Here is a 24,865-nt window from a genome sequence, read left to right as displayed (position 1 = left end):
CGCTCTCCCTTATATCTACTGAACGGTCAGCTCGGCTCGCGCGCCGGCCCTGACCGTTACCGTGCCTTCCCTCGAGCTGTTGTCCGATTTCTCCGAAACCACCGCGTAGTCGCCGGCCGACAGGGTGGCTTGATACTTTTGGTCGTAGGCGTAGCCGACCGACTTGCGGGTTCCGTCGATGGCCTTCCTGGCCTCGAATATCTCGATCTTCGAGGCCCCTGGCGCGGTTATCGTCAGCATGCCGGCGTTCATCGCGATCTTCAGATCCTGATGGTCGCCAACCTTGACGCTGAACGGCTGCTCGGCCACCGCAAGGTCGACCGTCGCGACCATTACATAATCGTCGGGCGGCAGATCGAACTTGCTGTCCGGACCGTAGGCATAGGTCACCTCCTGCCTGGTTCCGTCGATGTTCTTTTTCGCCTGGAGCACCTTGAAGCCGACGCCAGAACCCTCGGCCTTGTCGCCGCCGGCAGCATAATAGGCGTTGGCGACGATACGCCCGACGCCGACGATGATGTCCTTGTCGATGACCCTGCCGGCGGCAAGCGGGATCGTCTCGATAACCATGCCCTGGCCGATCGTGACCGTCACCTTCTGGTCACCGGCCGGCAGCACGACTTTCGTGTCACCGTAGTAGGTCGGCGGGGTGTCGACGCCGGGATAGCCGATTACGACAGCCGCGCCGTCATCAACGTCCGCTCCTTCGCTTGGCCGCGGGTGGATGACCAGCGTGCCGGCATTCAGGTTGAAGTGCGGTTTGGCGACCTGGCCAGGCTCTATCTTGATCTTCTGTTCGGCCCTGGCCTCGCCGGCACGCGCGACGACGATATAGTCGCCCGGCTCCAGATTGCCCTTGTAGGTGCCATATTCGGTGGTGACGGGATCGCCGCGCGTGCCGTCGGAATTCGCCTTGTAGATCTCCCAGGCATTGCCGTCGGTGACGGGATCGCCACCCTCGGCAAGCACGACGGTGGGCACGAAATTGGACTCCGCCGGCTGGGCGGGCGCCGGCTGGGGAGCAGGCTGCGGGGCGGGAGTCGGTTCAGGGGCGGGTGGCGGAGGCGCAACGGTCTCGACGAGGGCGTCCTGCAATGCCTTTTCATCCGACGCTTCGATATATTTGCCGCCGGTATTGTCGGCGAGGCAACCGACCTGCTTGCCCTCGGCCGCCGTCAGGCCGAAGCCGACGACATTGACGGTGAAGTCGACGCCAGCAGCCTCCAGTTCCTTGCCGAGCGCACAGGGATCGCCGCTACATGTCTCGATGCCATCGGTGATGAGAACGACCGTCGCCTTGTCCTCGGTGTATTTCAATGCTTCCGCCGCTTGCTTGACCGCAGCGGTCAGCGGCGTCTTGCCCTGAAATTTCAAGCTGTCGGCCGCGGCTGAGATCGCACTTGCCGAGCCTGCCTGCGGTGGCACGATGAGTTCGATGTCGTCGCAACTGGCCTTCTCGCGATGGCCATAGGCCATGAAGCCTATTTCCTCCTCGGCCGGGACCGATTGCAGCACGTTCCGCAGCGATTGACGGGCGATTTCGAGCTTGGGCTTGCCGTCGATCTGCGCCCACATCGAGCCGGAGGCATCGAGAACGACGATGACGCGATCGGCGGCGAAGCCGAACCCCGTCGTCCACAGCAACAAGGCCGCCGCAGCGACGCTCTGCACAAATCCCGCCATCAAAAATCTCCCCCGTCAGTCGCCGCCGCTCGGCGCCGGAAAGCTATTTGACGCCGGGTCGCGACACAAGCCCGGACGGAGTACGAAGCTGCGTCGCCTCTCTGCCAAACCCTCAATAGGCCGTGCGGCGTTCATCGGAAGGCGGCCGGCCGAATTGCAGCCGGTAGCTCTGGGCAAAATAGGAATGCGAGGTGAAGCCGGTGGCGATTGCCACGTCGAGGATCGGCATGTTGGTCTGGCGCAGCAATTCGCGCGCCCGCTCGAGCCTGAGCCGCATATAATAGCGCCCGGGCGTCACACTGAGATGGCGCAGGAACAGGCGCTCGACCTGGCGCACCGACAGGCCCGCCGACTTGGCGAGCTGCACCGCCGACAGCGGCTCGTCGAGATGGTCGGCCATCAGCTCGACGATGCGGCGCAGCTTCTCCGACTTGCCGGTGAGGTCGCGTTCCGGGCCGACGCGCTGGCGGTCCCCGGCCGAGCGGATGCGCTCATGCTGGAACTGGTTGGCGACGCCATTGGCGAGGCTCGAGCCGAAATCACCGCGCACGATCTCCAGCATCAGGTCGATCGATGTGGTGCCGCCGGCGCAGGTGTAGCGCTTGCGGTCGATCTCGAAGACGTTGCCGGTGCAGTTGATGTCCGGAAAGCGTTCGAGGAAGCCGGCGCGGTTTTCCCAATGGATGGTGCAGCGATAGCCATCGAGCTGGCCTGCTTCGGCAAGCAAATAGGAGCCGACCGAAAGCGCGCCGAGCGCATTGCCGCGCCGGCCCCAACTGCGCAGCGCTGCCAGCACCTTGCTCTTGCCCGGAAATTCCGTCGTCAGCCCGACCGAGACGAACAGGATATCGACCGGCGGCAGATCGGCGACGGCGTAGTCGATCTTGAGCGGCAGGCCGTTGGACGCCATGACGGCATCGCCGTCGGCCGACACCGTCGTCCAGCCATAGAAATCGCGGCCGAGCAGCCGGTTCGCCGACCGGAACGTGTCGATTGCCGCGGCCAGCGAGAACATAGAGAACTTGTCGACCAGCAGAAACCCGAACTGCCGGCCGCCCTGAACGGGATCATTGGTGACCGGCCGTTCTAAGGGAACAGTGAGGTTCGGCAAGGACGCTGCTTTCTGGTCAGAAGGAAGGCCGTTTCAACCCGGCCGCGAGATAGGCGGAAGCTAGCGTGTTGGCCATCAGCATGGCAATGGTCATCGGTCCGACGCCGCCAGGCACCGGCGTGATGGCGCCGGCCGCCGTCGCTGCTTCGGCAAAGGCGACATCGCCGACGAGGCGGGTCTTGCCTTCACCCTTCTCAGGTGCGGCGATGCGGTTGATGCCGACGTCGATGACGGTTGCGCCAGGCTTGACCCAGTCGCCGCGGACCATTTCGGGCCGGCCGACGGCTGCAACTAGAATATCGGCGGTGCGGGCAAGCGCCGGCAGGTCCCTGGTGCGGCTGTGTGCGATAGTGACGGTGCAGTTGGCGGCAAGCAGAAGATTGGCCATCGGTTTGCCGACGATGTTCGAACGCCCGACGACGACCGCATTGAGGCCGGACAGGTCCTTGCCACGCACCCGTTCGATCAGCAGCATCGAGCCGGCCGGCGTGCAAGGCACGAAGGCGGTCTCAAGCTCGCCGGTGCCGAGCTTGCCGACATTGATGAAGTGGAAGCCGTCGACATCCTTCTCCGGCGCGATGGTCTGGATGATCTTGCCGGCGTCGATATGGCCGGGAAGCGGAAGCTGCACCAGGATGCCGTTGATGGCCGGATCGGCATTGAGCTGGCCGATGATCTTCAAAAGGTCCGGCTCGGAGGTTTCGGCCGGCAGTGTGTGCTGAACCGAATGGAAGCCGCATTCCTTGGCGGTACGGGATTTGGATGCGACATAGACCTGGCTCGCCGGATCCTCGCCGACGATGACCACCGCGAGACCGGGCTGCTGCCCACCTTTTTCCGCTAGTTCGGCGGTCAGTGTCTTGACCCGCCGCACCACGTCTTCGGCGACGCTTTTTCCGTCAATCAACTCGGCCATGAACCACCCTCGACGCCTATTGCTAAGCCTGCCGCATCCATGCGGCGTGCTCCAGATATGTTTTTATGCAGGTCGTTGCCCAGAACCATGCGCGGGCGGGCGGACATGCAGCGCGGCATTTTCACGAAAATCGAGCCGGGCAATCCCGTCAATGCGCCGTCCCATGCCGTTAACTCGAAACCGGCATGTTTTATTCGACGCTCAGAAATAGCGGCGATGCGTGCGGTTTTCGGTGAGCTCGCGAACCGCCTCGCGGAATTCGCGCAGGCTGGCGCGGATTTCCTCGATCTGGCTTTGCTGATCGGCGGCTTCCGAGGCCTGAATTGCGTCCCTCGACCAGGCCTGAGTATGTGCCGAATGCGGCGGCGTGGGTTGCTGCGGATACGGTGCCCGACCGGCATAGAGCGGCTGCGGGTAGAAGGCAGGCGACATGGCTGCGCTTGAGTTTGTCGCGGTGGAAGTTTCACCCGACGTCATCTCCTCCTGCGCTCTGCCGGGCATGAGCCGGCCCAGCGCCGACAACACGGCACCGATTGGACCCGGCCGTTTGGTGCGCGCGACCTCGAGCAGAGCGAGAGGCGGCGCTGCCGGGTATGCGGCGCGATCGGCGGAACCGGAATCGGGGCCGTCAAGGGAGCCTACGGGGTCGAAAAATGCATCGGCAGCTGTAGCCTCTTCCATCAGTATGGGGCCGGCCTTTGACGCATCAGGATGGGGCTGGCCTATGCCTGCGGCTCCCAACAGGATCGGGCTGGCACGCGCTTCGCGGCGCGAGCGGGCCAGACGATGGCGTGTGGCGGCATCCTCGCGCCATGACCGGGCTGTACGGTCCTCGAGGGAAACCAGCGCTGCTTCGTCTTCGTCGCGCGCTGCCTCGACGAACGACAGCAGGGACTGCTCGTTCCTCCAGTGTTCACGATTATTCCTATAAGCCATGGTTTCTGGAGCTTCCCCCTCGGGCTGGGACGTAGCGACCGCCACTGGTTAAGCGATGCTAAACAGGCATAGGAAATAAAAGGTTAATGTGGTCGCCGCGCCCCTGCGCGACTACATGCGCATCCCAACCGCAAGGTCCGGGTTTCCGCCTGATCACGGTCCCAAAAGGGCTTCCCCGCCCTGCCGCGAACGTCTATGGGGAAGCCATCTCTATGGAGGCTTTCGATGACGATCAGGCTTGTTCTCGCCGGTTGCGGCAATATGGGCTCCGCCATGCTCTCGGGCTGGCTGAAAGCCGGCAAGCTCGCTCCGGCTGCGGTGTTCGTGGTCGAGCCCAATGCCGAGTTGCGCAAGCGTGCCGAAGCACTGGGCTGCTCTGCTGCCGCGGACGCCGGCGCCATCCCGGCGGACGCCGTGCCGGCCCTCGTCGTCATTGCGGTCAAGCCGCAGGTGATCCGTAACGTGACGGCTGGCTACATCCGCTTCAACGATGGCCGAACCACTTTCCTCAGCATCGCCGCCGGGACGCCGGTCGCTACGTTCGAAGGCATTCTCGGCGATCGCGCGCCGATCCTGCGCTGCATGCCCAATACGCCGGCGGCGATCGGCAAGGGCATGATGGTGGTGTTTTCCAACAGGCTGGTTTCCGACGAGACTAAACGTTTCGTCGCCGACCTGCTCTCGGCGAGCGGGCAAGTGGCCGATATCGACGACGAGGGCCTGATGGACGCGGTGACGGCGGTCTCCGGGTCGGGGCCGGCCTATATCTTCCACTTCATCGAAGCGCTGACCGTGGCCGCCGAGAAGGCTGGCCTGCCTGGCAAGGTCGCAAAGCTCCTGGCCATGCAAACGGTCTACGGCGCCGCCTCGCTTGCCGCCGAAAGCGGCGAGGAGCCCGGCGTGCTTAGACAGCAGGTGACCAGCCCCAACGGCACCACGGCTGCCGCCCTTGCCGTGCTGATGGGCGAGGACCGTCTGACGCGCCTGCTCACTGAGGCGGTGGAAGCGGCGCGGCTGCGGTCGATCGAACTGGGGAAGTAACAGCTGATTTCGGATTACGCGAGATCGGTATGCGAAAAGTCGTTGCCCTTGTAGAGCAGTGCGGAGCCATGACTTTTTGCGCAAGCATAAGAAAGGCAGTCGGCTAAGTTGAGCTGGGCGGGATGTCCGCGCCCCTTTCCGTAATCTGAAAATGTATGGATTGCGAGCTTGGCATCGCTGGCGTCGATAGGCACAATTTCGATTTCAGCCTCGCGAAGAAACGCCTCTATCGCATCTCCGGCGACAACCGGCGGCACGGCAAGCATGGTCGAAAGCCGCATCGCCGCTTCAAGCACCACCAACGCCGAAGTTATTCTTGCGGGCGCTGCCTCGATTCGGTTGCTCCACTCGCGGGCATCCTCTTCGCCTGAAAGAATCGCGACAACCACGGAGGTGTCGACGAACATCAGGAATGGCTCCACATCTCATCGATCTCATCCTTCGTCATAGCCCGACCATCTTGGCCTGCCTTGGCCTTGAAGTCGTTGGCAATGGCAGCAAGCCGCTCGGCCAAGGGAATGCGTCCGCTCTCCCGCTTCAACTCGGATTCAAGCGCTTCGATGACCGCTTCCGTCATAGAAATCTTGCGTTTGGCAGCAAGCTCTCGCGCCAGTTCGCGTGCGCGCGGATCCCTGATCTGAAGATTCATGTAATCGCCTCCGCCTTCATCGTCACTACAATATAGCGAATTCGTCATGACAAAGCCAGTGCTCGGCCGGAGGCCATTGCGACGGCTCACCGGTCGAGAGCCTTACGCTCCATACAGCATCCCGTCCTGCAGCCGGCGCAAGGCGAACAGCCTGGTCGTCGGGTCGGGCGCGGCATTGTCGGCGGTGAGCAATTCGCCTTTCCGCACCTGTTTCAGCACCTTGCCGCCTTCGAGCAGGCCGACGGGCACGGCGCGATGGGCGCGGGCTTCTTCGACGGTCATGGTCCAGGAGCGGTAGCAGGTCTCGCCGATCGCATCGAACGTCTCGCCCGTCGCCAGATCGCGCTTGGCCACGGCGCAGACCTCGGCCACCGGCCGTGGCAGCGGCACCATGTCGGGCTTGCCATAAAGCGCGATGCGAGCGGCCGTCAGCGGCACTTCCAGCGAGGTCAGATGGTAGGGCCTGAAGAAGCTGTAATAGGGGCCGTGGCCGATATGCAGATCGTCCATGCGCTCGATGATGCGCGGATGCGTCGCCTCGACGATTACGAAGACGCCGGGCGCCACGCCCTTGCCGACGGTGTAGTCGACGACGCCGTTCTTCGACAGGATGCCGCCCTGCTCGCGCGGGATCAGCACCTTGACCAGCTCGTCGCGATCGGCCTTGGGGCCGTGCATGCCGGGAACGTCGGGCACCAGCCCGGTGGCGTTGGCAATGGCGCACATCTCAACCATGGTTTTCGAGCCGTCGACGAACTCGACCAGCATGCGCGGATTCATGTTGCGGCGTAGCGCTTCCTCGCGATAGTCGTCGGGAACGGCGTCGTGGTTGAGCGGGTTGTTCTTGCCCTTGCCGGCGGAGACGATGGTGTAGCCGAGCGCCGAGGCGAACTCGATCAGCTCCATGCAGCTCGACGGCTCGTCGCCGGCGCCGACCGAATAGACGACGCCGAGCCGGTCGGCCTGCTGCTTCAGATAGCAGCCGATAGTGACGTCGGCCTCGACATTCATCATCACCAGATGCTTGCCGTGCTGCATCGCCATCAGGTCGAAATCGGCGGCGACGCCGGGCTTGCCGGTAGCATCGATGACGACATCGATAAGCGGATTGGTGACCAGCATTTCGTTCGAGGTTATGGCGATCTTGCCGCTTTCGATCACCTGGCTGAGCTTCGACGGCGTATCGGCCTCCCGTGCCATCGCCTCGTCGCCATAGGCGATGCGGATGGCATCACGCGCCGTATGCGGGCGGCGCGTCGAGATCGCGCAAACCGAAATGCCCGGCATCAGCATGCCTTGCGTCACCAGGTCGGTTCCCATCTCGCCGGAACCTATGACGCCGATGCGCACCGGGCGGCCTTGTGCGGCGCGCTTGGCAAGATCGCGGGCAAGCCCGGTCAAGGCGACATTGGTCATGCGAGAGCGTCCACTGCTTTAAGTCTTTGTTTGCGCATGTCGCTGTCCCAAAACCGCGGCACACTTGGGCAACATGCATCAGGATGCGGGAATAGCAGGGAACGGTAACGGTTTGCCAACGAAACCGGCCGCCGGCGGTGTTTTCTTGCGCTTGGCCCCAAAATCGGATTGCTTTCTGTGAAGACAATGCACCCGGCCAAAGTGTTACCGACGGTCCTGTGGGCCTAACGTCCGCGTTCTCAGATCTTAGAAAATGCCTCTCAGGGCACAACCGGCGAACGGGTGCAGCAGAACCGCTAAGCGCCGTTTGAATGGATCACAGCCAAGAAATGGACGGAAATTCTTAGTCATTCCTTTATGCATCCCGGCTTAAATGAGGAATGGACTGGCGTGCCCGTATCTTCAGGCGTTTTTTCTGCATGCGACGAACCGGCAAGAGTGGCAACGTTGCCACTATTTTTGCCCTGTCGTTGCCGATCGTCGTCGGCGGCGCGGGTCTCGGCGTTGAGACTTCCTACTGGTATTACAGCGGCCTGAAGCTACAAGCGGTGGCGGATGCGGCAGCCTATGCTGGCGCTTTGGAAAAGGTTTCAGGATCCGACAAACCAACGATAGTCTCCGCCGCGACATTGTCTGCGACAACGAATGGCTGGGACCCGTCGACAGGCACAATCGAAATCTTCACGCCCCCGTCCTCCGGCCCGAATGTGGCCCAAAAGGCTGTCGAGGTCATCGTTCATCAGACCCTCGATCGGTTTTTTACATCGATATTCACGCAAAATGCGGTCGGCGCACAGGCAAGAGCGGTGGCTCTTATCACCGACGCCTCAAAGGCCTGCGCTCTAGCTCTCAATCATTCCGCTCCGAAAGCGGCGCTCTTTTCCGGCAGTTCGAATCTCAAACTGAACGGCTGCGTCGTGATGTCGAATTCGATAGCCGCGGACGCCATCAAGCTTCAGGGATCGGCAAGCCTTCAGGTCGATTGCCTGGTATCGGCAGGCGGTGTTTCGTTGAGCAACCCCGTGACGACCGTGTGCGCCAGGCCGATAACCCAGGCGTTGCCCGCTGCCGATCCTTTTGCCGACTTGCCGGCGCCACCGGCCACGAACCCCTGTCGAAACAGCAATCAGTCGGTGTTGCAACCTGGAACATACTGCAGGGGGCTCAGCTTGAGCGGCAATGTAACGCTTTCGCCCGGGATATACGTCATTCAAGGCGGTGATTTCAAAGCGAACTCGAACGCGAATATTTCCGGCGACGGAGTCATCATTTATCTGGCCGGCAGCTCCGGCGTCAGCATGAACGGCACGGCCACCATCAAGCTCAGCGCACCAACGTCGGGCACCTATTCGGGGGTGCTGTTTTACGGCGACAAAGCCAACCTGACTGGATCGAACACGGTTAATGGCACGGCAGATTCGCTTTTGACCGGCGCTTTGTATTTTCCAACGCAAGACGTTAATTATCTCGGCAATTTCTCGGGCAAAGGCGGTTGCACTCAGGTCGTCGCCAGTACCGTGCAGTGGTCCGGCAACGCGAACGTCAATCAGGACTGCACGAGCCTTGGAATGCGAGACATTCCGGCGACGCAATCCATAAAGCTTGTCGAGTAATCTTCGTGACAGGGTCAGCAGTCCGGATGTTCCGCAGCGATTCGGGTGCTGCCGCGGTAGAGTTTGCGCTGATTGTGCCGATCCTTTGCCTGGTACTCCTTGGCATCATTGACGGCTGGTCTTTTGTGTCGAACGCGTTGTCGATGCGTGCAGGCGTCAAAACGGCGGCGAATCTCGTGATGCAAGGAGCAGCCGAGGATGCGACTATCCAAGCTGTCGCTCTTTCAGGCTGGGAAAACCATCCCGGCGACGCGCAGGTGACGCTGAGCCGGAAATATATGTGCGGGACCACCGTGGTCGATCCATCTGTCCTGTGCGACAGTTTGAAAGCTCCCGCGGTTTTCGTCGAAATCCAAGCGACAGCCACCTGGTCACCGCCCTTCAGTTTCGGCGCGTTTTCGCTCTCGCGCGAGCTCAGCCACCAACAGGTGATCCGTGTTCGCTAAAGCGAGGGCCTTCATACGGGGAGCATCAGGCGGAGCTGCGTTGGAGTTCGCGCTGATCGCCCCTGTTCTGATAATGGTCTTGATCGGCGTCTTCGCATTCGGCTGGGCCTTGAATGCCATGTCCAGTGTTCGGTATACGCTGGAAACGTCCGCGCGTGCGCTGCAGATGAAGAACTCGCTGACGCAGGCCGAGATAGAAGCCATAGCCACGGCAAAATTGCTGACTTTGGGATTGAAAGACGTAGACGTAACAATAGCAATCGACGCCCCCAACGGCGGCTTTCGAATGGCACATCTCACGGCCAGGTATGCTTTCGTTATCGAGTTCCCGTACTTCGATCGGTATCCGATAAATTATGGGACGACTGTCGCAGTTCCATTGGTTGGATCATGAGCGCGTCCAATTTCCTTAGGCAATAAGGGGTGAGCGGCCCAACGAAAGTGGCTGCGTCGGTTTCTCGCGGGCTACCGCAATTCGGCCAGCAACACCTGCGCCTCCGCGAGGTTTTTTCAGAGCCGGCGGCCAGGTCGTCCACTACCCCTCGCCCACTTCTATCTCGCCGCTACTTGTTTAATGACAACTATGCGAGGCCCACATGTGGAACTTGGCGACGGAGGGCTGGGTACTCCTCAGGCAAAGCATCCTCGGCTTCGTCAACGACAATGCGCTGAGCCATGGGGCGGCGATAGCGTTTTATGCCACGACTTCGCTTGCGCCGATCCTGCTCATCGTTGTCGCTATCGCCGGCATGGCCTTCGGGCACGAGGCGGCGCAACTCGCCCTTTCGGCACAGATCGCCGGCCTGATGGGGCCGCAAAGTGCCGAGCTGCTGCAGGCGACGATCGAGAACGCCTCGCAGAAGGAAGCGGGAACCCTTGCCAGCATTCTGGGGCTGGTCACGTTGTTCGTCGCCGCATCCGGCGTGTTCGGCGAAATGCAGCTGGCGCTGAACGAGATCTGGAAAGTCAAACCGAGCGGGGCAACGATCTCGCGGCTGGTTCGGGCACGCATTGCAAGCCTGGGCCTGGTCGCCGCGCTTGGTTTCCTGCTCCTGGTGTCGCTGGTCGTAAGCGCTGCAATTTCGGCGCTCGGAGAGGTCATCAACGCCTATCTGCCGTTCGGCACCATCATCCTGAGCGCCATCAACGGGATCGTCTCGTTTGCCCTGATCACGCTGCTGTTTGCCGCGATCTACAAGGTGCTGCCCGACCGCAGCCTGCAATGGCGCGATGTCGGCCTCGGCGCCGTGGTCACCGGGTTTCTGTTCACCATCGGCAAGTCGCTGATTGGCTGGTATATCGGAACCAGCGCCATCTCATCGTCATACGGCGCGGCCGGCGCTCTGCTCGTCGTGCTGTTATGGGTCTACTATTCGGCGGAGATATTTCTGCTGGGCGCCGAATTCACGCGAGCCTATTCGGTCCGACACGGCAGCCGGACCGATTTGAAGAACAAGGTGGAATCGCATGACAAATGAATTCACGCCGAAATTCGACCTGGCCGGCAAGGTGGTGCTGGTTACCGGCGCCTCGCGCGGCATCGGCCGCGCCTGCGCACTCGCCTGCATGTGCTCGGCCACATCCCGCTCGGCCGCATAGGCGACCCGATCGACGTCGCCGGCACCGTGGTGTTCTTCGCCTTGCCGGCGGCGTCACTGATCACCGGCGCGAATATATTGGTGGATGGCGGTTGGTCGCTAGCGTGATAGGGCTCTTTGGCTGGTAGTGCGACACCGCCTCGCGAGTGCCGCCTCCCCACACCGGAAGAAGCGCGCGGACTTCGCAGGTCGTTGAGCGGTTCAAGGTTAGTCCAAGAGGTCTTTTATGGGCGAAAAATCTCAATCGAACAGTGAATTCGACGAACCGCGGAATGAGCCACTCTTCACGACTATCTCGCAGACAGACCCCGCCTTCCTTGCAGCTTACGATCGCGCACTTGCGAGTGTGCCGACATTTGTCGAACACATCGAGAGAAATGCAGATGCCTTCTGTTCCGCGAAGCTTCGGTTTCGCGATCCCGACGAGTCCGAACGTCTTGGGGAGGACAACTTTGTTTTCCTTTGGCTTGCCGCAGTGCATTATCATGCTGAGGAGCGGCTATTTTCGGGTACGTTTTTCGGGGTGCCACCCGAGCTTCAGAAATGGCATCAAGTCGGACAGCGACTTGCATTTGAAGACGACGATATTTTCGATTGGATGGTTCTCGACGCGGGGCACTTGCATGGGGGATTCACATTGCGCGTAACCCGAGACAAGCTTCCTGAGAAAGATCGCGGCTCATACGATCGATACATCGGGGTTTCGGTTTATGAGCCACTGCCGTCCTGATTCAACGCATGCTTAATGGCCTGGTCTTTCGTTGGAGGATTGGGCACCGCACTGGTCAAACCAGCTTTCTCATTCATTGCCGGCGAGCCAACGGACCATGTTCGCCATCAGTTTTCCGTAGAACGGCCATGCGAGGAAATCCTGCGAGAGCCAATGCGGGCCGATATCGGTTGCCCAGGCAATCGCGCGGCCGCGGCCATGGCTGCCGACGGCAAGGAGCGGCCAGTCGGTGCCGCGATGGTGGCAGGTCGCCAGAAGCCGGGACGAACCGTCGCGCCTGAATTCCAGCTTGTTCATGCCGAGAATCGGCGGCAAAGGCCCCTCCACCCCGGAAAAAATCGGATGTGACGACTGCAGGATGGAGGCCTGCAGGCCTTGCGGCACCTCCATGCCGTCGCAGTAGGGTAGGCAGCGGACGGGCAGAACGTCCTCGACCGGGGTGTCGTGGAAACGCGCCGTCCCGAACATGCCCTGAAAGCCCATGTAACCGCCGGCCAGCATCAGCCCGCCGCCAGCTTCGACATAGGCCTTGAGCACATCGAGGCGGTTGACGCCGACACGCCCGGCGCGGGCATCCGGCGTGACCAGCAATGTCAGGGCGCCGACATCGGAGATCACCACCGCCTGATATTGGGCGAGCCCATCGAGGTCATAAGGGAACTCCGCGCTGCAACGCTCGCCGCCGATCTGCGTGACGGCGATGCCTTCAGTGGCCAGCGCGGCATTGAAGGCCATAGCGCCATTGGTCGAGGCCGCACTTGTAAGCACGTCGCTGCCGATGGCAACCGACGTCGTCGCTGCAAAGGTTTCGCCTGCAAGCAAGATCTTCATTGCCGCCCCGCACTGTTTTCATTCGAGATGTTTTAGGAAGGGCGCCGGATCGACCGGCGCCCCTCTGGAGCTTGAGCTCCATAGAATCAGAACTTGAACTCGGCCAGATTTTCGGGGGTCACGATCTTGGCCGGACCAAGGATCAGTTCGCCGCCGGCGCCAATCGTGTATTCGCCGAGCCTGCCTGCCGTGAACTTCTCACCCTCCTTGCCGGTGATCTTGCACTGCGCAAGCGCCTGGGCTGTCTGATAGGTAAGATAGCCAAGATCGGTGACGTTCCACCAGATATCCTGAGCCGCCCCGTCCTTGATGTATTTCGAGATCAGAGTGGCCGGCGCGAGGCCGGTCAGCTTGACCTTGCCGATCATGCCCGCTTCCTCGAGTGCACGCGCGGCCGCCGGAAGGCCAATGCCTGCCGGGACGATGATCACCTTGAGATCGGGAAACGCCTGGACCAGCGCCAATGCCTGCTGCTGGTTGATCTGTTCGCTTTCTTCACCATAGGCCACCTGCACCAGCTTCATCTTGGAGAACTTCGGCTCGGCCGCCATCTTCGCCTTCATGAAGTCGATCCAGGCATTCTGGTTGGTCGCCGTCGGCGTCGACGACAGGATCGCGAATTCGCCTTCACCGCCGCTGAGGGCGAATGCACTTTCCAGCATCATCTCGGCGAGGCTGTCGCCCTTCACCTGATTGACAAACACCGCGCGGGCATCGGCGGCCACGTCGGAATCATACGAAATCACCCTGACGCCCTGCTGAACGGCGCGCTTCAGCGCCGGCGCGACGGCATTGGCGTCGTTGCCGGCAATTGCGATGACCCCGACCTTCTGCGACACGAGGCTGTTGATGAATTCGATCTGCGCCTCGGCAGTCGCCTGCGATGGGGCGACCTGGGTGGCGGTGCCGCCAATTTCCTTGGCCGCCTCTTGTGCGCCTCCGAAGGCCACTTTGAAATAGGGATCTGTGTCGAGCTTGGGCAGGAAACCGACCGTTACGGGTTCCTTGGCGCATTCCTGGCTGAAGGCCAGCGACGTTGGCGCAAGCAGAACCGCGGACGCGAGCAGGGCTAATCTAAACGCTTTCATTGTGACTCCTCCGTCAAAATTCGGGCTTGAAGGAAGGGGCCCGAGATCACCCCTTTGTCTCGCGCATTGCGCGGGATCTGCTGAGCAGCTCCTGTGTGGAGCGCCAGTAATTGCCGACCAGCAGCGAGCCGATCAGAAGCAGGCCGATGATCATGCCCTGCGCGTCGCCACCGATCTGGTTGAGCGCCAGCACGTTGCGGATGATGGCGATCAGGACCAGCGCCAGCATGACGCCGGTCAGGCGGCCCTTGCCGCCAAAGACGCTGACGCCGCCGAGCAGAACAATGGTGATGACGTCGAGCTCCATGCCGAGCGCATTGTTGGCGCGGGCGTTGGAGAGGCGCGCGGTATAGACGATGCCGGCTATGGCGGCGACAACGCCCGAGACGACGAACAGGTTCAGCACCATCCGCCGCGTGTTTATGCCCGAATAGCGCGCCACTTCGGGGCTGCCGCCGAGCGCGTAGATGCGCTTGCCGGTCGGCGTCTTCTGCAGCACGACCGCAAACACCGGCGCCAGCACCAGGAAGGGCACGATGGTCCACGGTATCTCGGTGCCAGGCAGGTTGTTGATGCCGAAATCGACGACCGCGGGCGGCAGGATGTTGACCGAGCCGGTGCCGAGCAGGATGTAGCCAAGGCCTCGATAGAGCGCCATGGTGCCGAGCGTCACAACCAACGACTGCAGTCCAAGGCCCGAGACCAGATAGCCGTTGAAGGCGCCGAGCAGGCCGCCGCCGACGAGTGTCAGCGGAATTGCGGCAAGCGTCGGCATACCGGCCTGGACCAGCAAGCCAAAGACGACGGATGTCAGCGCCAGCACCGAGGCGATCGACAGGTCGATCTCGCGGGTGATGATGAGCAGCGTCATCGGCAGGATCAGCAATGCCTTTTCCGAGGCGCTGGCGGCCAGTTGCGAGAGATTGAAGCCGGAAACGAAATTCGGCACGAAGATCGCGGCATAGAGGAAGATGGCTACACAGGAGGTCGCCAGCAGCAGATCCCAGAAGTCGATCGACCGGAGGAACTTTTTCACCGCGCCCTCGCCTGTCTTGCCTGCTCGGCGCGCCGTACGATGAAGGTGTCGATGCCGATGGCGACCAGGATCACCAGGCCGTAGACGCCCTGCAGCCACAGCGGATCGACGCGCACCAGCGTCAGCCCGTTTTTGATGACCAGCAGCGTGAGGGCTCCGAGAATGATGCCGAGCAGCGTGCCCGAACCACCGCGGATGGCGACGCCGCCGACCACCGCTGACGCGATCACCGTGAGTTCGAAGCCGAGCGCAACGCGGGCGTCGATGGTCGCATAGCGCGATGCCCACAGCGCGCCGCACAGGCCGCCGAGCAGGCCGGCCATGCCAAAGGCCAGCAGAATGCGCCGGTCGACAGGGATGCCGATCAGACGCGCGCCGTCGGGATTGGAGCCGGCGGCGAACAATTCGCGCCCGAAGGCGGTGCGATAGAGCAGCACGTAGCCCAGGCACAGGATGACGATTGCGATGACGACGATCAGCGGCACGCCGGCGATCTTCAGGCCGGTCATGTCGAGCCAGGCTTGCGTGACTTCGTCGGCGCTGATCTGGTCGCCGGCTGCCCAGATCGAGTTGAAGCCGCGGAAGATAGACATCGAGGCCAGCGTGACGACGATCGCCGGGATCTTTCCCCTGGTGACGACGAGGCCGTTGATCAGGCCGGCGACGCCACCGACGGCGCATGCGGTCATCAGCCCGATGCCGATGTCGAGCCCTGGATAGGCCTGGACCATGCTGGCCGCCATGTAGGCCGACAGGCCAATCACCGCGGCGATCGAAAGGTCGATGTTGCGGGTGATCAGCACCAGCATCTGCGCGAGTGCTGCAACCACGAGCAGCGCGGCATCCATCGACACGGCGGTCAGGTTTGCAGCGCTCACCATGCGCGGGTTGATGATGGTGACCGGGATCGCGACCGCCAGCATCGCGGCGAGCAGGCCGAACTCCCGCCGCTTCAGTATGTCGAGCGGCCCTTTTCTTTTCTCCTCGCCGGCGGCCTGTGCTACCGGGCCGGCGCTTTCGCCGGCTTTCGTCGCTGCTTCCAGCACCTTTTCCTGAGTGGCTTCGCCCCTGGCAAATTCGGCCGTCCGATGGCCTTCGCGCAGGACGATAATGCGGTCGCACATGCCGATGAGTTCGGGCATTTCGGAGGAGATCAGGATGATGAAAGATCAGGGAAAAGACCGGGGTGCTGGTGCATGACCGAGATGCCGGCAGCCTGGGCGTCGTGCGGCGAATGGAAGACCACAGGCTTGCCATCGACTTCGACATGGCCGCCGGTCGGGAGATACACGCCGGCCAGCAGCTTTACGCAGGTGCTCTTGCCGGCGCCGTTTTCGCCAAGCAGAGCCAGCACCTCGCCTGAGCGCAATTCGAAGGACGCGTCCTTGAGGGCAATCGTGCCGCCGAAGGCTTTTGTCGCCTGAACCAGGGCAACGGGGACAGCCGCGTCGTTCTTCACCATGGCGTCGGCTTCGCCTAATGCGCCCAAGTGCAGCACCTTTCCTCCCTGGTCCTATTTTTTCAATTTGCTATATTAAATGGCTGAATGCCGCAACTGGAAAATTGACTTCCATGGCCGCGAAGGGCACTGTCGCGTCGCGCACGGGTGCGATTTGAGTGCTCTCTCCCACGGCAGTCCCAAAGCTGCCGACGACTGGAGTGACTCTGCGGGAATGAATGGGGAGGCGCCGGTTTTGTCCGGAAAAGGCAGCAATTCGGTCAAGGTGCGGCATTATAACGAGCGTTTCGTGCTTGATGCCATCCGCCGCCTGAAGGAGGCATCCAAGTCAGACCTGGCGCGCGCCGCAAATCTGACGCCGGCCGCGGTCGCCGCTATTGTCGACGGGCTGGAATCATCGGGATTCGTAAAGCAAGTGGGAAAAAGGTTCGGACAACGCGGATCGCCGTCCACTCTCTACCGACTTGCACCGGAGCGCATCTACAGCGTCGGCATCAAGATCGGCCGGCGCGCGCTGGAAGCCGTGCTCGTCGACTTCGCCGGCGAGGTCCGCTCGCGCGAGTCGCACGAATATCGCTTTCCGGACCCCGACATGGTGCTAAAGGCCGGCAACATGTCGCTGGCCAATTTCGACAAGTTGATCGAGGGGCTTGACGATGCCAGCATCGTCGGCGTCGGCATCGCCTCGCCGTATTTCCTCGGCGGCTGGAGCGAGGAACTCGGCTTTCCCGACGACCTTGGCAGCCGCTGGGAAGCAATCGATCTGACGACGTTCTTCGCCACAAAGCCGAAGACCCCGGTCTTCGTGGAAAACGACGCGTCATCGGCTGCACTCGCAGAGCTCATCCAAGGGACCGGCGCACGGTTCCGCGACTTCATGCATATCTCGATCGACACCTTTGTCGGCGGCGGACTGGTGCAAGGCGGCAAGGTCCACACCGGGCCGCACGGCAACAGCGCCGCGCTCGGTCCTTTGCCGGTCTCGCCTTCAAGCCTCGATTCGGTGGCGGCCAAGCCGGCGCGCTACCAGAGCCTGCTGCATCGCGCTTCGATCTATGTGCTGGTCAATCATCTCAAATCGCGCGGCATCGAAATCAATCGCGTGCGCGAACTCGACCCCTTGCCGCCGGGGGCGCGCGAGCCGCTGTCCGAATGGATCGACGATTGCGTCAATGCGCTGGTCGAGGCGATCATCGCCATCACCTCGGTCATCGACATCGAGGCGATCGTTCTCGACAGCATCCTGCCGCGGCCGATCCATCTCGAGCTGCTGGCAAAGGTGCAGACCCAGTTCAACAGGATCAGCGCCATCGGCATCGTGGCGCCGGAAATCGTATCGGGACAATTCGGCCCCGAGGCTTCGCCGATCGGCGCGGCGATGCTGCCGTTCTCGGCACTGTTGGCGCCCGACAGCGGCGTGCTGATGATCGGCAAGGACAGAACGATGCTGCTGGGCAGCCTGTCGAGACTTGCCAGCCAAAGCCAACCAGGAAGAAGCTCAGCGACTTCAACGGGATAGGGTGGCGCTGCAAGGAGCATCAAGCTCCAGGCATCATCAACATCACCTCGCAGTCCGGCACGGGCACGGCGGGCTTTTTGCGCCGGCACCGGAACTTTTAGCGGCCGCTAATCTTCATTCGTCACCGACATTGAAATGCCGATCGGTCCGCGCTCCGCTTCAGTGCGGGCCCAGGAAGCAAGGAGGAACATATGAACTGGGATCAAATCAAGGGAAAATGGACGCAGTTCAAAGGCAAGGCGAAAGAGCAGTGGGGTGACTTAACCGACGATGATCTTGATCGGATCGAGGGCAACCGGGACCAGCTCTTGGGGCGTATCCAGGAGCGATATGGCATCGCCAAGGAAGAGGCGGAGCGCCAGGTTGATGACTGGTCCAGAAGCATCAGCTGAGCCTTGGACGCAACGCCGTCTTCTGCCCCCACCGGGGTGAAACTCTGCCTCGCCCGCCGTGCCGACTGGTGCGGTGGGCTCTTTCGACAGCGAGGCCCCGCGAGGAACCTTTAGCCGTATCTAATGTTCTACTTGCGTGGCGGGCTTCGCCCCGGCGTGCGCCCCGCCCGGAGGCGAAGGAGTGCAATCATGAACAACATTATCTGGCTGGTCGGCGCGATCGTGATCATAATAGCCATTTTGAGTTTTTTGGGTCTGCGATAGCATCTGAACCCTCTCTTCGAGCCGGCGACCTTCCCCGCGCGGCATGGCCTCAGCACGCCCAAGCTGGTCAGACTTAGGTCCCAAGCAAGACACTCTGGGGTTGGACCGAAGCCTCGGCTGAGGAACGTAGCCGGCTGGCTCACGTTGTGGTGAGCTTTGGCGCGACGAAGATGCGTCCGGGCGGAAGAGTTCAAAGCCAGGGAGGAGAGGCCCGACGCTGCTAACGAGCGTCGGGCCTGGGCGTAAATGCAAACAATCAGCAGACTGTTCAATTCCCATGCCCAGGCAGCACGTGCCGTTGCCGCGCTTCAGGCTGCCGGGATTCGCCGCCGCCAGATCAGCGTCGTCGGATCTTACAACGACAACGATGAACCGATCAGCGTTGCTGGATATTACGACGATGAGATGAGCGCTGTCTGGCGGAGCGCCGTCGCCGGTGCCGCACTTGGCGCCACGGCTGGTCTGTTGGCCGGTTTCAGCGCTTTTGGAGCTCAAGACGTCGATCCTGCGGGGATGACCGGCATGGCTCTGGTCGGTGCGGCGTGGGGCGGCTTTGCCGGCGTGCTTCTCGGAACTTTCGCCAATTTCGCCCAGAAGCCGCGCAAGCCGAGGATCGCTGAGGGTGTCATACTGGTGATGGCCCGGGTCGATGAAAGGCAGGCCGGCGCCGCGCATACGGTGCTCCGGAGTTTCGCGGAGATGCCTTCCGGGCCGATGAAGAGGAGCGCTTTGCCAAATTCAAGCCGGCTCCGCGTCCGATCTAGTGCCCGATGAAGTTGGTTCGCGAAACAGGAATTCAAACCGGAGGCGCCCGACGAAAGCTTGGCAAACCAACACTTTGGAAGCATGCGGGCTACTTACCGTCGAGTTGTCCTTTATTCTTACCGTTCTGTTGGCTGGTCTCATCCTTGGCTGAACCGAACCCATGCCCTTGCCACCGGCGACACTATGCCCGGCAATTGGCGAAGGTTGTGGCCAGTTCGAAGGATTAAACCATTCGTGCTAAGCGTTAATAGCTTGTAGCCATAGGAGAGGACGCCGACGTGGACAAACGGGCTGAAGGAGACAGGGAGAAATTGGCCCGAGGCGAGTTCGAGCTCAAAGCCGAACGATATGGTGTGAACGCCTTTCTTCTCGTTGTCGAGCTTGTAAACCTGCTGGAAAAGCGCGGAACGATCAGCAGCGACGACGTCGCGAAAATAGCCGAGGCCGCCGCACTTGCGGTCGCCGCATCCAGTCAACCCGACGTGAACAGCATCAATCTGTTGCAGACCATCGCTGCCGCACGCCGGCCCAAATAGGCTTATATCAAATCCGCCGGCAATCAGCGCCAACCAGACGCTATGGATTGAACTGATCTCGGTCGAGCGTCCGGAGCCTTTCCATGTGCAACGACTACGAGCAGCACATCGCCTGGGCCGAATACTGCAGGATGATGGAATCGCTGGCGCTCAAAATCCCCAGCCATCAAAGCGAACTGGATCTGCCGCAGGCGGATGACATCCACATCAACGACCCCGCGCCTGTAATGCGCGCCGCCGGCGACGCAATCGAACTGGCGTCGATGACGTTCGGCTTTCCCCCGGCCGGGCCAAAAGGCGGACCTGTATTCAACTTTCGCTCGGAGGGCCGGCAGTTCGGCAACAGCAAGCGCTGTCTCGTTCCGGCGTCGGCATTCTTCGAATTCACGGGAACGAAATATCCAAAAACCAAGCACAGGTTCACGCTGAATGGCCATTCGTTCATGGCGATTGCCGGGTTGTGGCGCGAGGGTATCGGCAACAAGCCGCCGACGTTCACGATGCTGACGAGCGAGCCGGGGCCGGACGTGGCGCCATATCACAACCGGCAAGTGGTTGTGCTGCGGCCATCGGACTGGGCGGCCTGGATCCACTTGACGAGGTCCGAGGCTGAACTCCTGCGCCCGTTGCCGGAAGGGTCGCTCAGAGTGGAGACAGCTCGGGCGGGTTCGGAGTAGGAACCATCGGAAAATTGCGCGGTGCGGCTGCGCCGCATAGCCACGGCGCCGCGCCCCATGCTCAGAACGAATGCCCGCGCGATATAAGCGCTTCAGCCCGGCTTGACGTAGCCGGCGGTGACCTCGTCCTTGTGAGCGGCGAAAGCTTCCAGGACTTCGGTTTTCTCAGGCTTCGGAATTTTGAAATGATCCAAGGTCCGCCCGAGTTCCGCTGCGACCTCATCGAATTCCGCGGGGGAAATCCGCAGGTCGCGATGTGCCTCCTCGAGGCCGAGCGGCGTCGTGCCGGGCTTGGTGGCGACGAACTTGAAGGGCCCGCCAGAAACGTCGCAGACCCACAGCGTCCGCATGAACTTGAGGCCGGGCAACCTTTCAAGGTTCTTGGTGTGCCATTTGCGCAATTGTGGGTTCTTGGACTTCTTGCCGACAATCGGGTTCATCACGACGGCGTCGCTGAAATGATCGATCACCGCCGCGATGGCGAACACACCACCCAGGCGCTCATATAGAGTCTTCCCCGATGTGGTTTTCTTAGCCTGGGCGAGTGCGTTGTCGGCAGGCAATACCGACGTCGATGCGGCGGCCAGCGCCAGCCCGGCGACAACACTTCGTCTTGTCAAAGAGGTCGAAATTTTCATCCCTGGTTCCCTTCGAGGTTAGGCCAGAGCAAGCCGCAGCCTGTCTGGCGGGCTTCATGAAGTGACATTCGGACACGTTGCCGTATTTTTAGCATCATCTAATGAACTAACGCACCCTTCGTCCGAATTATTCCGATGGACGGCATTGCTGTGGTCAACATGCGTAAAGGTCGCGCGGATGAGGAAGGCTTAAGCACGCGTCGCCGCGCGCGGCAGCGGTCGCGAAGCCATTTCGGCCGCATCGGCGGCCCGATCGATGTTGTTGCGGGCACCGTAGTGTTCCTGGCCTTGCTGGCGGCGGTCGCCTGCGGCCAATAGCCTGTGCTTTTCGAAGATCGCTAGCTTCTGCGGATAGGTGATCCGCACCTTTGCGTTGCACCCGTCGCATTTGAAGTGCGCGATTGTTCTTAGTGCAGAGCCCTTTCTTACCGCCGGATGCAAGCAATCCGGACATTCGAATGTGAGCGCGACATCTGATAAGTCTTCGGCTAAGCCCATTTCCATCCCCTTCGCAAGCTCGGTGGCTACACTCTGGCGATTCTCAATGAGCAATTCAGATACCAAATGGCTGTGCCAAAGCGGGACTAGGCCAATTCGCCTCGGAACGCCGCCAAGCTAATGCGCCTTCTCTGCGCCTTTTGAGCGACGAAGAAACCTAACTTCTTCCAGCAGTTCGCGCTCATTGGTAGTCACGTTTCGGAAGATTGCGACAATCATCACCGCCAAGGCTTCGGCATCCAGGCTTAGAGGGTCAATGTGCTCATCTGCGCAAACCTGATCAAACACGCGTTCACAAATAGCCAAATCGTGAGGGCTGAGGCGGGTGCGATTGAAACGCCGGCGCGACATTTGCGAGCCTTCGAGGCCGCTGCCCGTGCAAAAGAAGCGGGTCTTCGCAAGAAACGCGAGTCATTGAGCGATTGTTCCCGGCTGCAAGCTTTGTTAAGTCGCCTGCAGCGGGGCAGACCAGAGCGCTTCCCCATGCGCATCATGGCGCGTGCGACCGGAACTGTGCCTCGACCTTGGCATTTTCCTATCATGGCGAGACGCTTGGCATTCAGGCATTTTCGGGCGCCCGCCCGAACGGAGCTGCCCGCCATGCGCGGGCCGATTTCGGACGGGTGGACCGTTGGGCTCACGTCAGACACAGTAGCCTGGGGGCAAGACTGCTTCGAACCCTAAACGGGGCCGTCGGCTACCCATTTGACGACGCGGAGGAGCCAGGCCTTCCGCCCCTGACAATCGCCATCACAGCCAGTGCCACCGCGACGACCGAGTTCCAATATTTGAAACTATTTGAAAACTCTTCCTAGACGGTTTGGCATCATGAACAGTCTTCTTTGGCGGCAGGCGCTCTAGGGTGACCCGAAACTTGGTCAGTGCCGTAACGCGGTACATGTGCTATAGCTAATATTTGGTCGAGGGGGCGACCATGAAAGGGAGGACCAACCATGAAGCCGCATTCCCTCAGCGCCCGCCGTATTGGCCTGCTTATATTCTCGGTGTGTGCTTTCGGGCTGATAACGTCAGCCGCAATGCCCGCAGACAGCAAATTCGCCGTCGAGCCGGTGGTTGAGAAAAAGGTGAAGGAACTGCCCTCCGGACCGTTGTACTGGCGGCTGGAAAATTTCCCAACGCTGGCGCAGGCCCAAAGCGCTGCGGGCCCGACCTCGCTTGCGGCGGAGGTCGCAGGCAAGGTCTGGCTGTTCACGCTTGGACCGAAGGATGGCTCTACGACCGGCGGAACCAAGGTCGTCGAGATCGGACCGGTCCCTCCGATCAGGGCAAGCGAGTATTTGCTGCGCGTGAACCGCGCCGGTGGAGCGCCCGGCGTCAAGACGAAGATCCATACGCATCCGGGACCGGAGGCCTTCTATGTGCTGACCGGCAAGCTCGGCCAGAGAACGCCCCACGGAATGACCTATGCTGAAGCTGGTACGGCCATGATCGGACACGGGGCCAACACGCCGATGGAGGTGTTCAGCGCCGGCACAACCGATCTCGATGAGCTGGCGATCTTCGTGGTCGACGCCAATCAGCCGTTCTCGTCGCCGGCCAGCCTCGACTGAGGCGACATTTCCCAGGGTGGTACTTCCGCTCTGTTGCAGACAATCGGTCAACAAGCTGAGAATGTCCGCCCTGGGGTCGAACTCGGGTCCTTCAGGGTGTTGGGTTTTGGCCCCAACGCCATGGGATTGGGTTCGCCTGACCCATAGCCGTCCACTTCCCGCTCGGGGGCGTCGCCACCCCCATGCCAGCGAGCGTTGCCGCGATCTGACTGGGGTTCCGACCGGCCCCTTCAGCGGCCCAATGACGGCCATGAGCTGCTTGGCCTCCACAACGGCCTTGGCCTTGGTCGCCTCAGCCCTCGCCAGGGTGCCTGGCCTCAGACCCGCATCGAGATTGCGCTGGGTCGCGGTCACCTAAGCCAATGGCAAAGACAACTCCTCGTCGGCATTCACGGTCGTCTGGTGAAGTACGGCCCAAACACGAGAAGCGCACCAGGGTGCGATTGTCATCGATCGCTTCAGTGTGGTTCGAATGATGCGGGAGTCTGCCCGGGATACTAGCGACCAGTTGACGCTAACAGGTGCATGCTGAATTCGATGGTGCTGCGAGAGGAAACACAGCCACGAACCCGATGAGCAGCCCACCTGTGGTCCGGCGCCGTGTCGTGGTGCTCAGTGCCTGTTTCTTTGCGATGGAACTGAGCCGACGCCGGATCGCCGAGTTACGGTCTTTCATTTTGATACCCCACCAGGACTGACTCGGCACGTAGACGACAGTAAGCAGGGTATCGAGGCCTAGCTAAGTGCCCTAAGCGATCTATTTCTTGCCAGAGTTTCGCTGGGAGCATCGCGTGCCATGTGGTCTCACCGACGCATTGCGGACGCTTTCCGACTTGTATACCTTCCCTTCGCAAACATCCTAATCACAAAAGGCAACCTGCACCGGTGAAGTTCGGATGACGCGAGGTTTGATTCTTCTTGCATGGATTGTCGTCGGAGCGTGGACTAGTTCGGCATTAGCTCAAGACGCCACCGAGAAAACCTTTCCCCACGACACTACGCTTAGCGATGTAGCTCCCTTGAAGCTTGCAATCCGGAAGCACCTTGCCATCTCGACGGAACCAACAGTGTGGATCGCGATGGCTCGCATGGGAGAAAGTGGGGTTGTCTACCTTTGTGGGCTTACGGATGGTGGCAGCATGTCGACCTCCATTCTCTTCTTTGCGCATAAGACGGATGGGGCTGTCGAAGTCGAAGAAATTGATAGTGACTCCAAAGTCGATGGCAGGGCCAAAAAGCTTTGCGACACTCACGGCTTCCGCACCCCTATCCCCGGCTGAACCTCCGCAACCTTTAAGGACAGCTCCCATTTCACCCATCTTGGTCATTCCGCATTTATGAGTTTACGACCTAGCACTACTTTGGCAGTTTTTTAGTTCTGGGAGCGTTTTGAGGATTCCCAAGAGCGGTTTTGCGTGATTCATGAGAGGTCGGCTGTTGGAGGGGCCGGCC

29 protein-coding genes and 1 pseudogene are annotated in these 24,865 nt (G+C 61.2%); 15 read left to right on the top strand and 15 right to left on the bottom strand.

Annotation, left to right across the window (positions count from 1 at the left end):
• Positions 1 to 15: 15 nt before the first annotated feature.
• The 4 genes from NKJ84_RS24840 to NKJ84_RS24825 form a co-directional block, all read right to left on the bottom strand.
• A complete protein-coding gene (locus NKJ84_RS24840) occupies positions 16 to 1,683 on the bottom strand; it encodes a vWA domain-containing protein (protein WP_352508653.1) in 1,668 nt (555 codons plus the stop codon).
• 112 nt (positions 1,684 to 1,795) lie between these two features.
• On the bottom strand, positions 1,796 to 2,794 hold the full coding sequence (locus tag NKJ84_RS24835; protein WP_352508652.1) for a GlxA family transcriptional regulator: 999 nt from the start codon (positions 2,792 to 2,794) through the stop codon (positions 1,796 to 1,798).
• A 16-nt stretch (positions 2,795 to 2,810) separates the two neighbouring features.
• Positions 2,811 to 3,710, bottom strand: a complete 900-nt coding sequence (gene folD / locus NKJ84_RS24830; protein ID WP_352475861.1) for a bifunctional methylenetetrahydrofolate dehydrogenase/methenyltetrahydrofolate cyclohydrolase FolD — start codon at positions 3,708 to 3,710, stop codon at positions 2,811 to 2,813.
• A 201-nt stretch (positions 3,711 to 3,911) separates the two neighbouring features.
• Complete coding sequence (locus tag NKJ84_RS24825) at positions 3,912 to 4,646, bottom strand: hypothetical protein (RefSeq protein WP_352508651.1); 735 nt, start codon at positions 4,644 to 4,646, stop codon at positions 3,912 to 3,914.
• Between the two features lie 225 nt (positions 4,647 to 4,871).
• Between NKJ84_RS24825 and proC the strand changes: the two genes are divergently transcribed.
• Positions 4,872 to 5,687, top strand: a complete 816-nt coding sequence (gene proC / locus NKJ84_RS24820) for a pyrroline-5-carboxylate reductase (protein WP_352508650.1) — start codon at positions 4,872 to 4,874, stop codon at positions 5,685 to 5,687.
• A 14-nt stretch (positions 5,688 to 5,701) separates the two neighbouring features.
• Here proC and NKJ84_RS24815 read toward each other — a convergent pair whose 3' ends face one another.
• The 3 genes from NKJ84_RS24815 to NKJ84_RS24805 all read right to left on the bottom strand — a co-directional run bounded on the left by NKJ84_RS24815 (position 5,702) and on the right by NKJ84_RS24805 (position 7,752).
• Positions 5,702 to 6,094 carry a type II toxin-antitoxin system VapC family toxin gene (locus tag NKJ84_RS24815; RefSeq protein ID WP_352508649.1) on the bottom strand — a complete coding sequence of 131 codons (393 nt, stop codon included), beginning with the start codon at positions 6,092 to 6,094 and terminating at the stop codon, positions 5,702 to 5,704.
• Positions 6,094 to 6,336: a type II toxin-antitoxin system VapB family antitoxin gene (locus NKJ84_RS24810; protein WP_352508648.1), complete on the bottom strand. Its 243-nt coding sequence runs from the start codon at positions 6,334 to 6,336 to the stop codon at positions 6,094 to 6,096. The genes NKJ84_RS24815 and NKJ84_RS24810 overlap by 1 nt, the downstream gene beginning before the upstream one ends.
• A 102-nt stretch (positions 6,337 to 6,438) precedes the next feature.
• The gene (locus tag NKJ84_RS24805) at positions 6,439 to 7,752 is read right to left on the bottom strand and encodes an NAD(P)H-dependent oxidoreductase (RefSeq protein ID WP_352508647.1); all 1,314 of its coding nucleotides are present in this window, start codon (positions 7,750 to 7,752) and stop codon (positions 6,439 to 6,441) included.
• 380 nt (positions 7,753 to 8,132) lie between these two features.
• On the opposite strand from NKJ84_RS24805, the gene NKJ84_RS24800 reads away from it, so the two are divergent.
• The 7 genes and pseudogenes from NKJ84_RS24800 to NKJ84_RS24770 all read left to right on the top strand — a co-directional run bounded on the left by NKJ84_RS24800 (position 8,133) and on the right by NKJ84_RS24770 (position 12,139).
• Positions 8,133 to 9,365: a pilus assembly protein TadG-related protein gene (locus NKJ84_RS24800; protein WP_352508646.1), complete on the top strand. Its 1,233-nt coding sequence runs from the start codon at positions 8,133 to 8,135 to the stop codon at positions 9,363 to 9,365.
• A gap of 26 nt (positions 9,366 to 9,391) precedes the next feature.
• A complete protein-coding gene (locus tag NKJ84_RS24795) occupies positions 9,392 to 9,811 on the top strand; it encodes a TadE/TadG family type IV pilus assembly protein (protein WP_352508645.1) in 420 nt (139 codons plus the stop codon).
• 40 nt (positions 9,812 to 9,851) lie between these two features.
• Complete coding sequence (locus NKJ84_RS24790; RefSeq protein WP_254820550.1) at positions 9,852 to 10,205, top strand: TadE/TadG family type IV pilus assembly protein; 354 nt, start codon at positions 9,852 to 9,854, stop codon at positions 10,203 to 10,205.
• A 202-nt stretch (positions 10,206 to 10,407) separates the two neighbouring features.
• Entirely contained in the window at positions 10,408 to 11,289 is an 882-nt protein-coding gene (locus NKJ84_RS24785) for a YihY/virulence factor BrkB family protein (RefSeq protein ID WP_352508644.1), read from the top strand.
• Positions 11,279 to 11,410, top strand: a complete 132-nt coding sequence (locus tag NKJ84_RS24780; RefSeq protein ID WP_352508643.1) for a hypothetical protein — start codon at positions 11,279 to 11,281, stop codon at positions 11,408 to 11,410. The genes NKJ84_RS24785 and NKJ84_RS24780 overlap by 11 nt, the downstream gene beginning before the upstream one ends.
• Positions 11,377 to 11,517: pseudogene (locus tag NKJ84_RS24775) on the top strand (SDR family oxidoreductase); the annotation flags it as partial. The gene NKJ84_RS24780 and the pseudogene NKJ84_RS24775, both read left to right, overlap by 34 nt.
• Before the next feature lie 118 nt (positions 11,518 to 11,635).
• Positions 11,636 to 12,139, top strand: a complete 504-nt coding sequence (locus NKJ84_RS24770; protein ID WP_352508642.1) for a DUF2314 domain-containing protein — start codon at positions 11,636 to 11,638, stop codon at positions 12,137 to 12,139.
• A 69-nt stretch (positions 12,140 to 12,208) separates the two neighbouring features.
• On the opposite strand, the gene NKJ84_RS24765 is transcribed toward NKJ84_RS24770, so the two are convergent.
• The 5 genes from NKJ84_RS24765 to NKJ84_RS24745 form a co-directional block, all read right to left on the bottom strand.
• Complete coding sequence (locus NKJ84_RS24765) at positions 12,209 to 12,970, bottom strand: glutamine amidotransferase (protein WP_352508641.1); 762 nt, start codon at positions 12,968 to 12,970, stop codon at positions 12,209 to 12,211.
• Between the two features lie 86 nt (positions 12,971 to 13,056).
• On the bottom strand, positions 13,057 to 14,058 hold the full coding sequence (locus NKJ84_RS24760; protein ID WP_352508640.1) for a rhamnose ABC transporter substrate-binding protein: 1,002 nt from the start codon (positions 14,056 to 14,058) through the stop codon (positions 13,057 to 13,059).
• 46 nt (positions 14,059 to 14,104) lie between these two features.
• On the bottom strand, positions 14,105 to 15,094 hold the full coding sequence (locus NKJ84_RS24755) for an ABC transporter permease (protein ID WP_352508639.1): 990 nt from the start codon (positions 15,092 to 15,094) through the stop codon (positions 14,105 to 14,107).
• The gene (locus NKJ84_RS24750; RefSeq protein WP_352508638.1) at positions 15,091 to 16,236 is read right to left on the bottom strand and encodes an ABC transporter permease; all 1,146 of its coding nucleotides are present in this window, start codon (positions 16,234 to 16,236) and stop codon (positions 15,091 to 15,093) included. The genes NKJ84_RS24755 and NKJ84_RS24750 overlap by 4 nt, the downstream gene beginning before the upstream one ends.
• A gap of 11 nt (positions 16,237 to 16,247) precedes the next feature.
• Complete coding sequence (locus NKJ84_RS24745) at positions 16,248 to 16,592, bottom strand: ATP-binding cassette domain-containing protein (protein WP_352508637.1); 345 nt, start codon at positions 16,590 to 16,592, stop codon at positions 16,248 to 16,250.
• Between the two features lie 196 nt (positions 16,593 to 16,788).
• Here NKJ84_RS24745 and NKJ84_RS24740 point away from each other — a divergent pair, with 196 nt between their 5' ends.
• The 5 genes from NKJ84_RS24740 (at position 16,789) to NKJ84_RS24720 (ending at position 20,706) form a co-directional block, all read left to right on the top strand.
• Positions 16,789 to 18,072, top strand: coding sequence for an ROK family transcriptional regulator (locus NKJ84_RS24740; RefSeq protein ID WP_352508636.1), 1,284 nt, complete (start codon positions 16,789 to 16,791; stop codon positions 18,070 to 18,072).
• Between the two features lie 191 nt (positions 18,073 to 18,263).
• Complete coding sequence (locus NKJ84_RS24735; RefSeq protein WP_023677416.1) at positions 18,264 to 18,464, top strand: CsbD family protein; 201 nt, start codon at positions 18,264 to 18,266, stop codon at positions 18,462 to 18,464.
• A gap of 510 nt (positions 18,465 to 18,974) precedes the next feature.
• A complete protein-coding gene (locus tag NKJ84_RS24730) occupies positions 18,975 to 19,502 on the top strand; it encodes a hypothetical protein (protein ID WP_352508635.1) in 528 nt (175 codons plus the stop codon).
• 269 nt (positions 19,503 to 19,771) lie between these two features.
• On the top strand, positions 19,772 to 20,029 hold the full coding sequence (locus NKJ84_RS24725; protein ID WP_352508634.1) for a hypothetical protein: 258 nt from the start codon (positions 19,772 to 19,774) through the stop codon (positions 20,027 to 20,029).
• 83 nt (positions 20,030 to 20,112) lie between these two features.
• A complete protein-coding gene (locus NKJ84_RS24720; protein WP_352508633.1) occupies positions 20,113 to 20,706 on the top strand; it encodes an SOS response-associated peptidase in 594 nt (197 codons plus the stop codon).
• A gap of 92 nt (positions 20,707 to 20,798) precedes the next feature.
• On the opposite strand, the gene NKJ84_RS24715 is transcribed toward NKJ84_RS24720, so the two are convergent.
• The 3 genes from NKJ84_RS24715 to NKJ84_RS24705 all read right to left on the bottom strand — a co-directional run bounded on the left by NKJ84_RS24715 (position 20,799) and on the right by NKJ84_RS24705 (position 22,193).
• The gene (locus NKJ84_RS24715) at positions 20,799 to 21,344 is read right to left on the bottom strand and encodes a group I truncated hemoglobin (protein WP_352508632.1); all 546 of its coding nucleotides are present in this window, start codon (positions 21,342 to 21,344) and stop codon (positions 20,799 to 20,801) included.
• A gap of 189 nt (positions 21,345 to 21,533) precedes the next feature.
• A complete protein-coding gene (locus NKJ84_RS24710) occupies positions 21,534 to 21,896 on the bottom strand; it encodes a hypothetical protein (protein ID WP_352508631.1) in 363 nt (120 codons plus the stop codon).
• A gap of 63 nt (positions 21,897 to 21,959) precedes the next feature.
• A complete protein-coding gene (locus tag NKJ84_RS24705) occupies positions 21,960 to 22,193 on the bottom strand; it encodes a hypothetical protein (protein WP_352508630.1) in 234 nt (77 codons plus the stop codon).
• Positions 22,194 to 22,795: 602 nt separating this feature from the next.
• Here NKJ84_RS24705 and NKJ84_RS24700 point away from each other — a divergent pair.
• On the top strand, positions 22,796 to 23,413 hold the full coding sequence (locus NKJ84_RS24700; RefSeq protein WP_352508629.1) for a cupin domain-containing protein: 618 nt from the start codon (positions 22,796 to 22,798) through the stop codon (positions 23,411 to 23,413).
• A gap of 1,139 nt (positions 23,414 to 24,552) precedes the next feature.
• Positions 24,553 to 24,693, top strand: a complete 141-nt coding sequence (locus NKJ84_RS24695; RefSeq protein ID WP_352508628.1) for a hypothetical protein — start codon at positions 24,553 to 24,555, stop codon at positions 24,691 to 24,693.
• The last annotated feature ends 172 nt before the right edge of the window (positions 24,694 to 24,865 follow it).

Source organism: Mesorhizobium sp. M0048 (assembly GCF_040323405.1).
GTDB lineage: Bacteria > Pseudomonadota > Alphaproteobacteria > Rhizobiales > Rhizobiaceae > Mesorhizobium.
Note: the sequence above shows the minus strand (reverse complement) of the source record. Positions and strands in the feature narration are given on the sequence as shown.

What these genes read in the sequence shown, in the direction of transcription:
- NKJ84_RS24840 (WP_352508653.1), bottom strand. Translation starts at nt 1,683, where the DNA reads ATGGCGGGATTTGTGCAGAGCGTCGCTGCGGCGGCCTTGTTGCTGTGG.
- folD (WP_352475861.1), bottom strand. Translation starts at nt 3,710, where the DNA reads ATGGCCGAGTTGATTGACGGAAAAAGCGTCGCCGAAGACGTGGTGCGG.
- NKJ84_RS24825 (WP_352508651.1), bottom strand. Translation starts at nt 4,646, where the DNA reads ATGGCTTATAGGAATAATCGTGAACACTGGAGGAACGAGCAGTCCCTG.
- proC (WP_352508650.1), top strand. Translation starts at nt 4,872, where the DNA reads ATGACGATCAGGCTTGTTCTCGCCGGTTGCGGCAATATGGGCTCCGCC.
- NKJ84_RS24815 (WP_352508649.1), bottom strand. Translation starts at nt 6,094, where the DNA reads ATGTTCGTCGACACCTCCGTGGTTGTCGCGATTCTTTCAGGCGAAGAG.
- NKJ84_RS24810 (WP_352508648.1), bottom strand. Translation starts at nt 6,336, where the DNA reads ATGAATCTTCAGATCAGGGATCCGCGCGCACGCGAACTGGCGCGAGAG.
- NKJ84_RS24805 (WP_352508647.1), bottom strand. Translation starts at nt 7,752, where the DNA reads ATGACCAATGTCGCCTTGACCGGGCTTGCCCGCGATCTTGCCAAGCGC.
- NKJ84_RS24800 (WP_352508646.1), top strand. Translation starts at nt 8,133, where the DNA reads ATGGACTGGCGTGCCCGTATCTTCAGGCGTTTTTTCTGCATGCGACGA.
- NKJ84_RS24795 (WP_352508645.1), top strand. Translation starts at nt 9,392, where the DNA reads ATGTTCCGCAGCGATTCGGGTGCTGCCGCGGTAGAGTTTGCGCTGATT.
- NKJ84_RS24785 (WP_352508644.1), top strand. Translation starts at nt 10,408, where the DNA reads ATGTGGAACTTGGCGACGGAGGGCTGGGTACTCCTCAGGCAAAGCATC.
- NKJ84_RS24780 (WP_352508643.1), top strand. Translation starts at nt 11,279, where the DNA reads ATGACAAATGAATTCACGCCGAAATTCGACCTGGCCGGCAAGGTGGTG.
- NKJ84_RS24770 (WP_352508642.1), top strand. Translation starts at nt 11,636, where the DNA reads ATGGGCGAAAAATCTCAATCGAACAGTGAATTCGACGAACCGCGGAAT.
- NKJ84_RS24765 (WP_352508641.1), bottom strand. Translation starts at nt 12,970, where the DNA reads ATGAAGATCTTGCTTGCAGGCGAAACCTTTGCAGCGACGACGTCGGTT.
- NKJ84_RS24760 (WP_352508640.1), bottom strand. Translation starts at nt 14,058, where the DNA reads ATGAAAGCGTTTAGATTAGCCCTGCTCGCGTCCGCGGTTCTGCTTGCG.
- NKJ84_RS24750 (WP_352508638.1), bottom strand. Translation starts at nt 16,236, where the DNA reads ATGCCCGAACTCATCGGCATGTGCGACCGCATTATCGTCCTGCGCGAA.
- NKJ84_RS24735 (WP_023677416.1), top strand. Translation starts at nt 18,264, where the DNA reads ATGAACTGGGATCAAATCAAGGGAAAATGGACGCAGTTCAAAGGCAAG.
- NKJ84_RS24730 (WP_352508635.1), top strand. Translation starts at nt 18,975, where the DNA reads ATGCAAACAATCAGCAGACTGTTCAATTCCCATGCCCAGGCAGCACGT.
- NKJ84_RS24720 (WP_352508633.1), top strand. Translation starts at nt 20,113, where the DNA reads ATGTGCAACGACTACGAGCAGCACATCGCCTGGGCCGAATACTGCAGG.
- NKJ84_RS24715 (WP_352508632.1), bottom strand. Translation starts at nt 21,344, where the DNA reads ATGAAAATTTCGACCTCTTTGACAAGACGAAGTGTTGTCGCCGGGCTG.
- NKJ84_RS24705 (WP_352508630.1), bottom strand. Translation starts at nt 22,193, where the DNA reads ATGTCGCGCCGGCGTTTCAATCGCACCCGCCTCAGCCCTCACGATTTG.
- NKJ84_RS24700 (WP_352508629.1), top strand. Translation starts at nt 22,796, where the DNA reads ATGAAGCCGCATTCCCTCAGCGCCCGCCGTATTGGCCTGCTTATATTC.
- NKJ84_RS24695 (WP_352508628.1), top strand. Translation starts at nt 24,553, where the DNA reads ATGTCGACCTCCATTCTCTTCTTTGCGCATAAGACGGATGGGGCTGTC.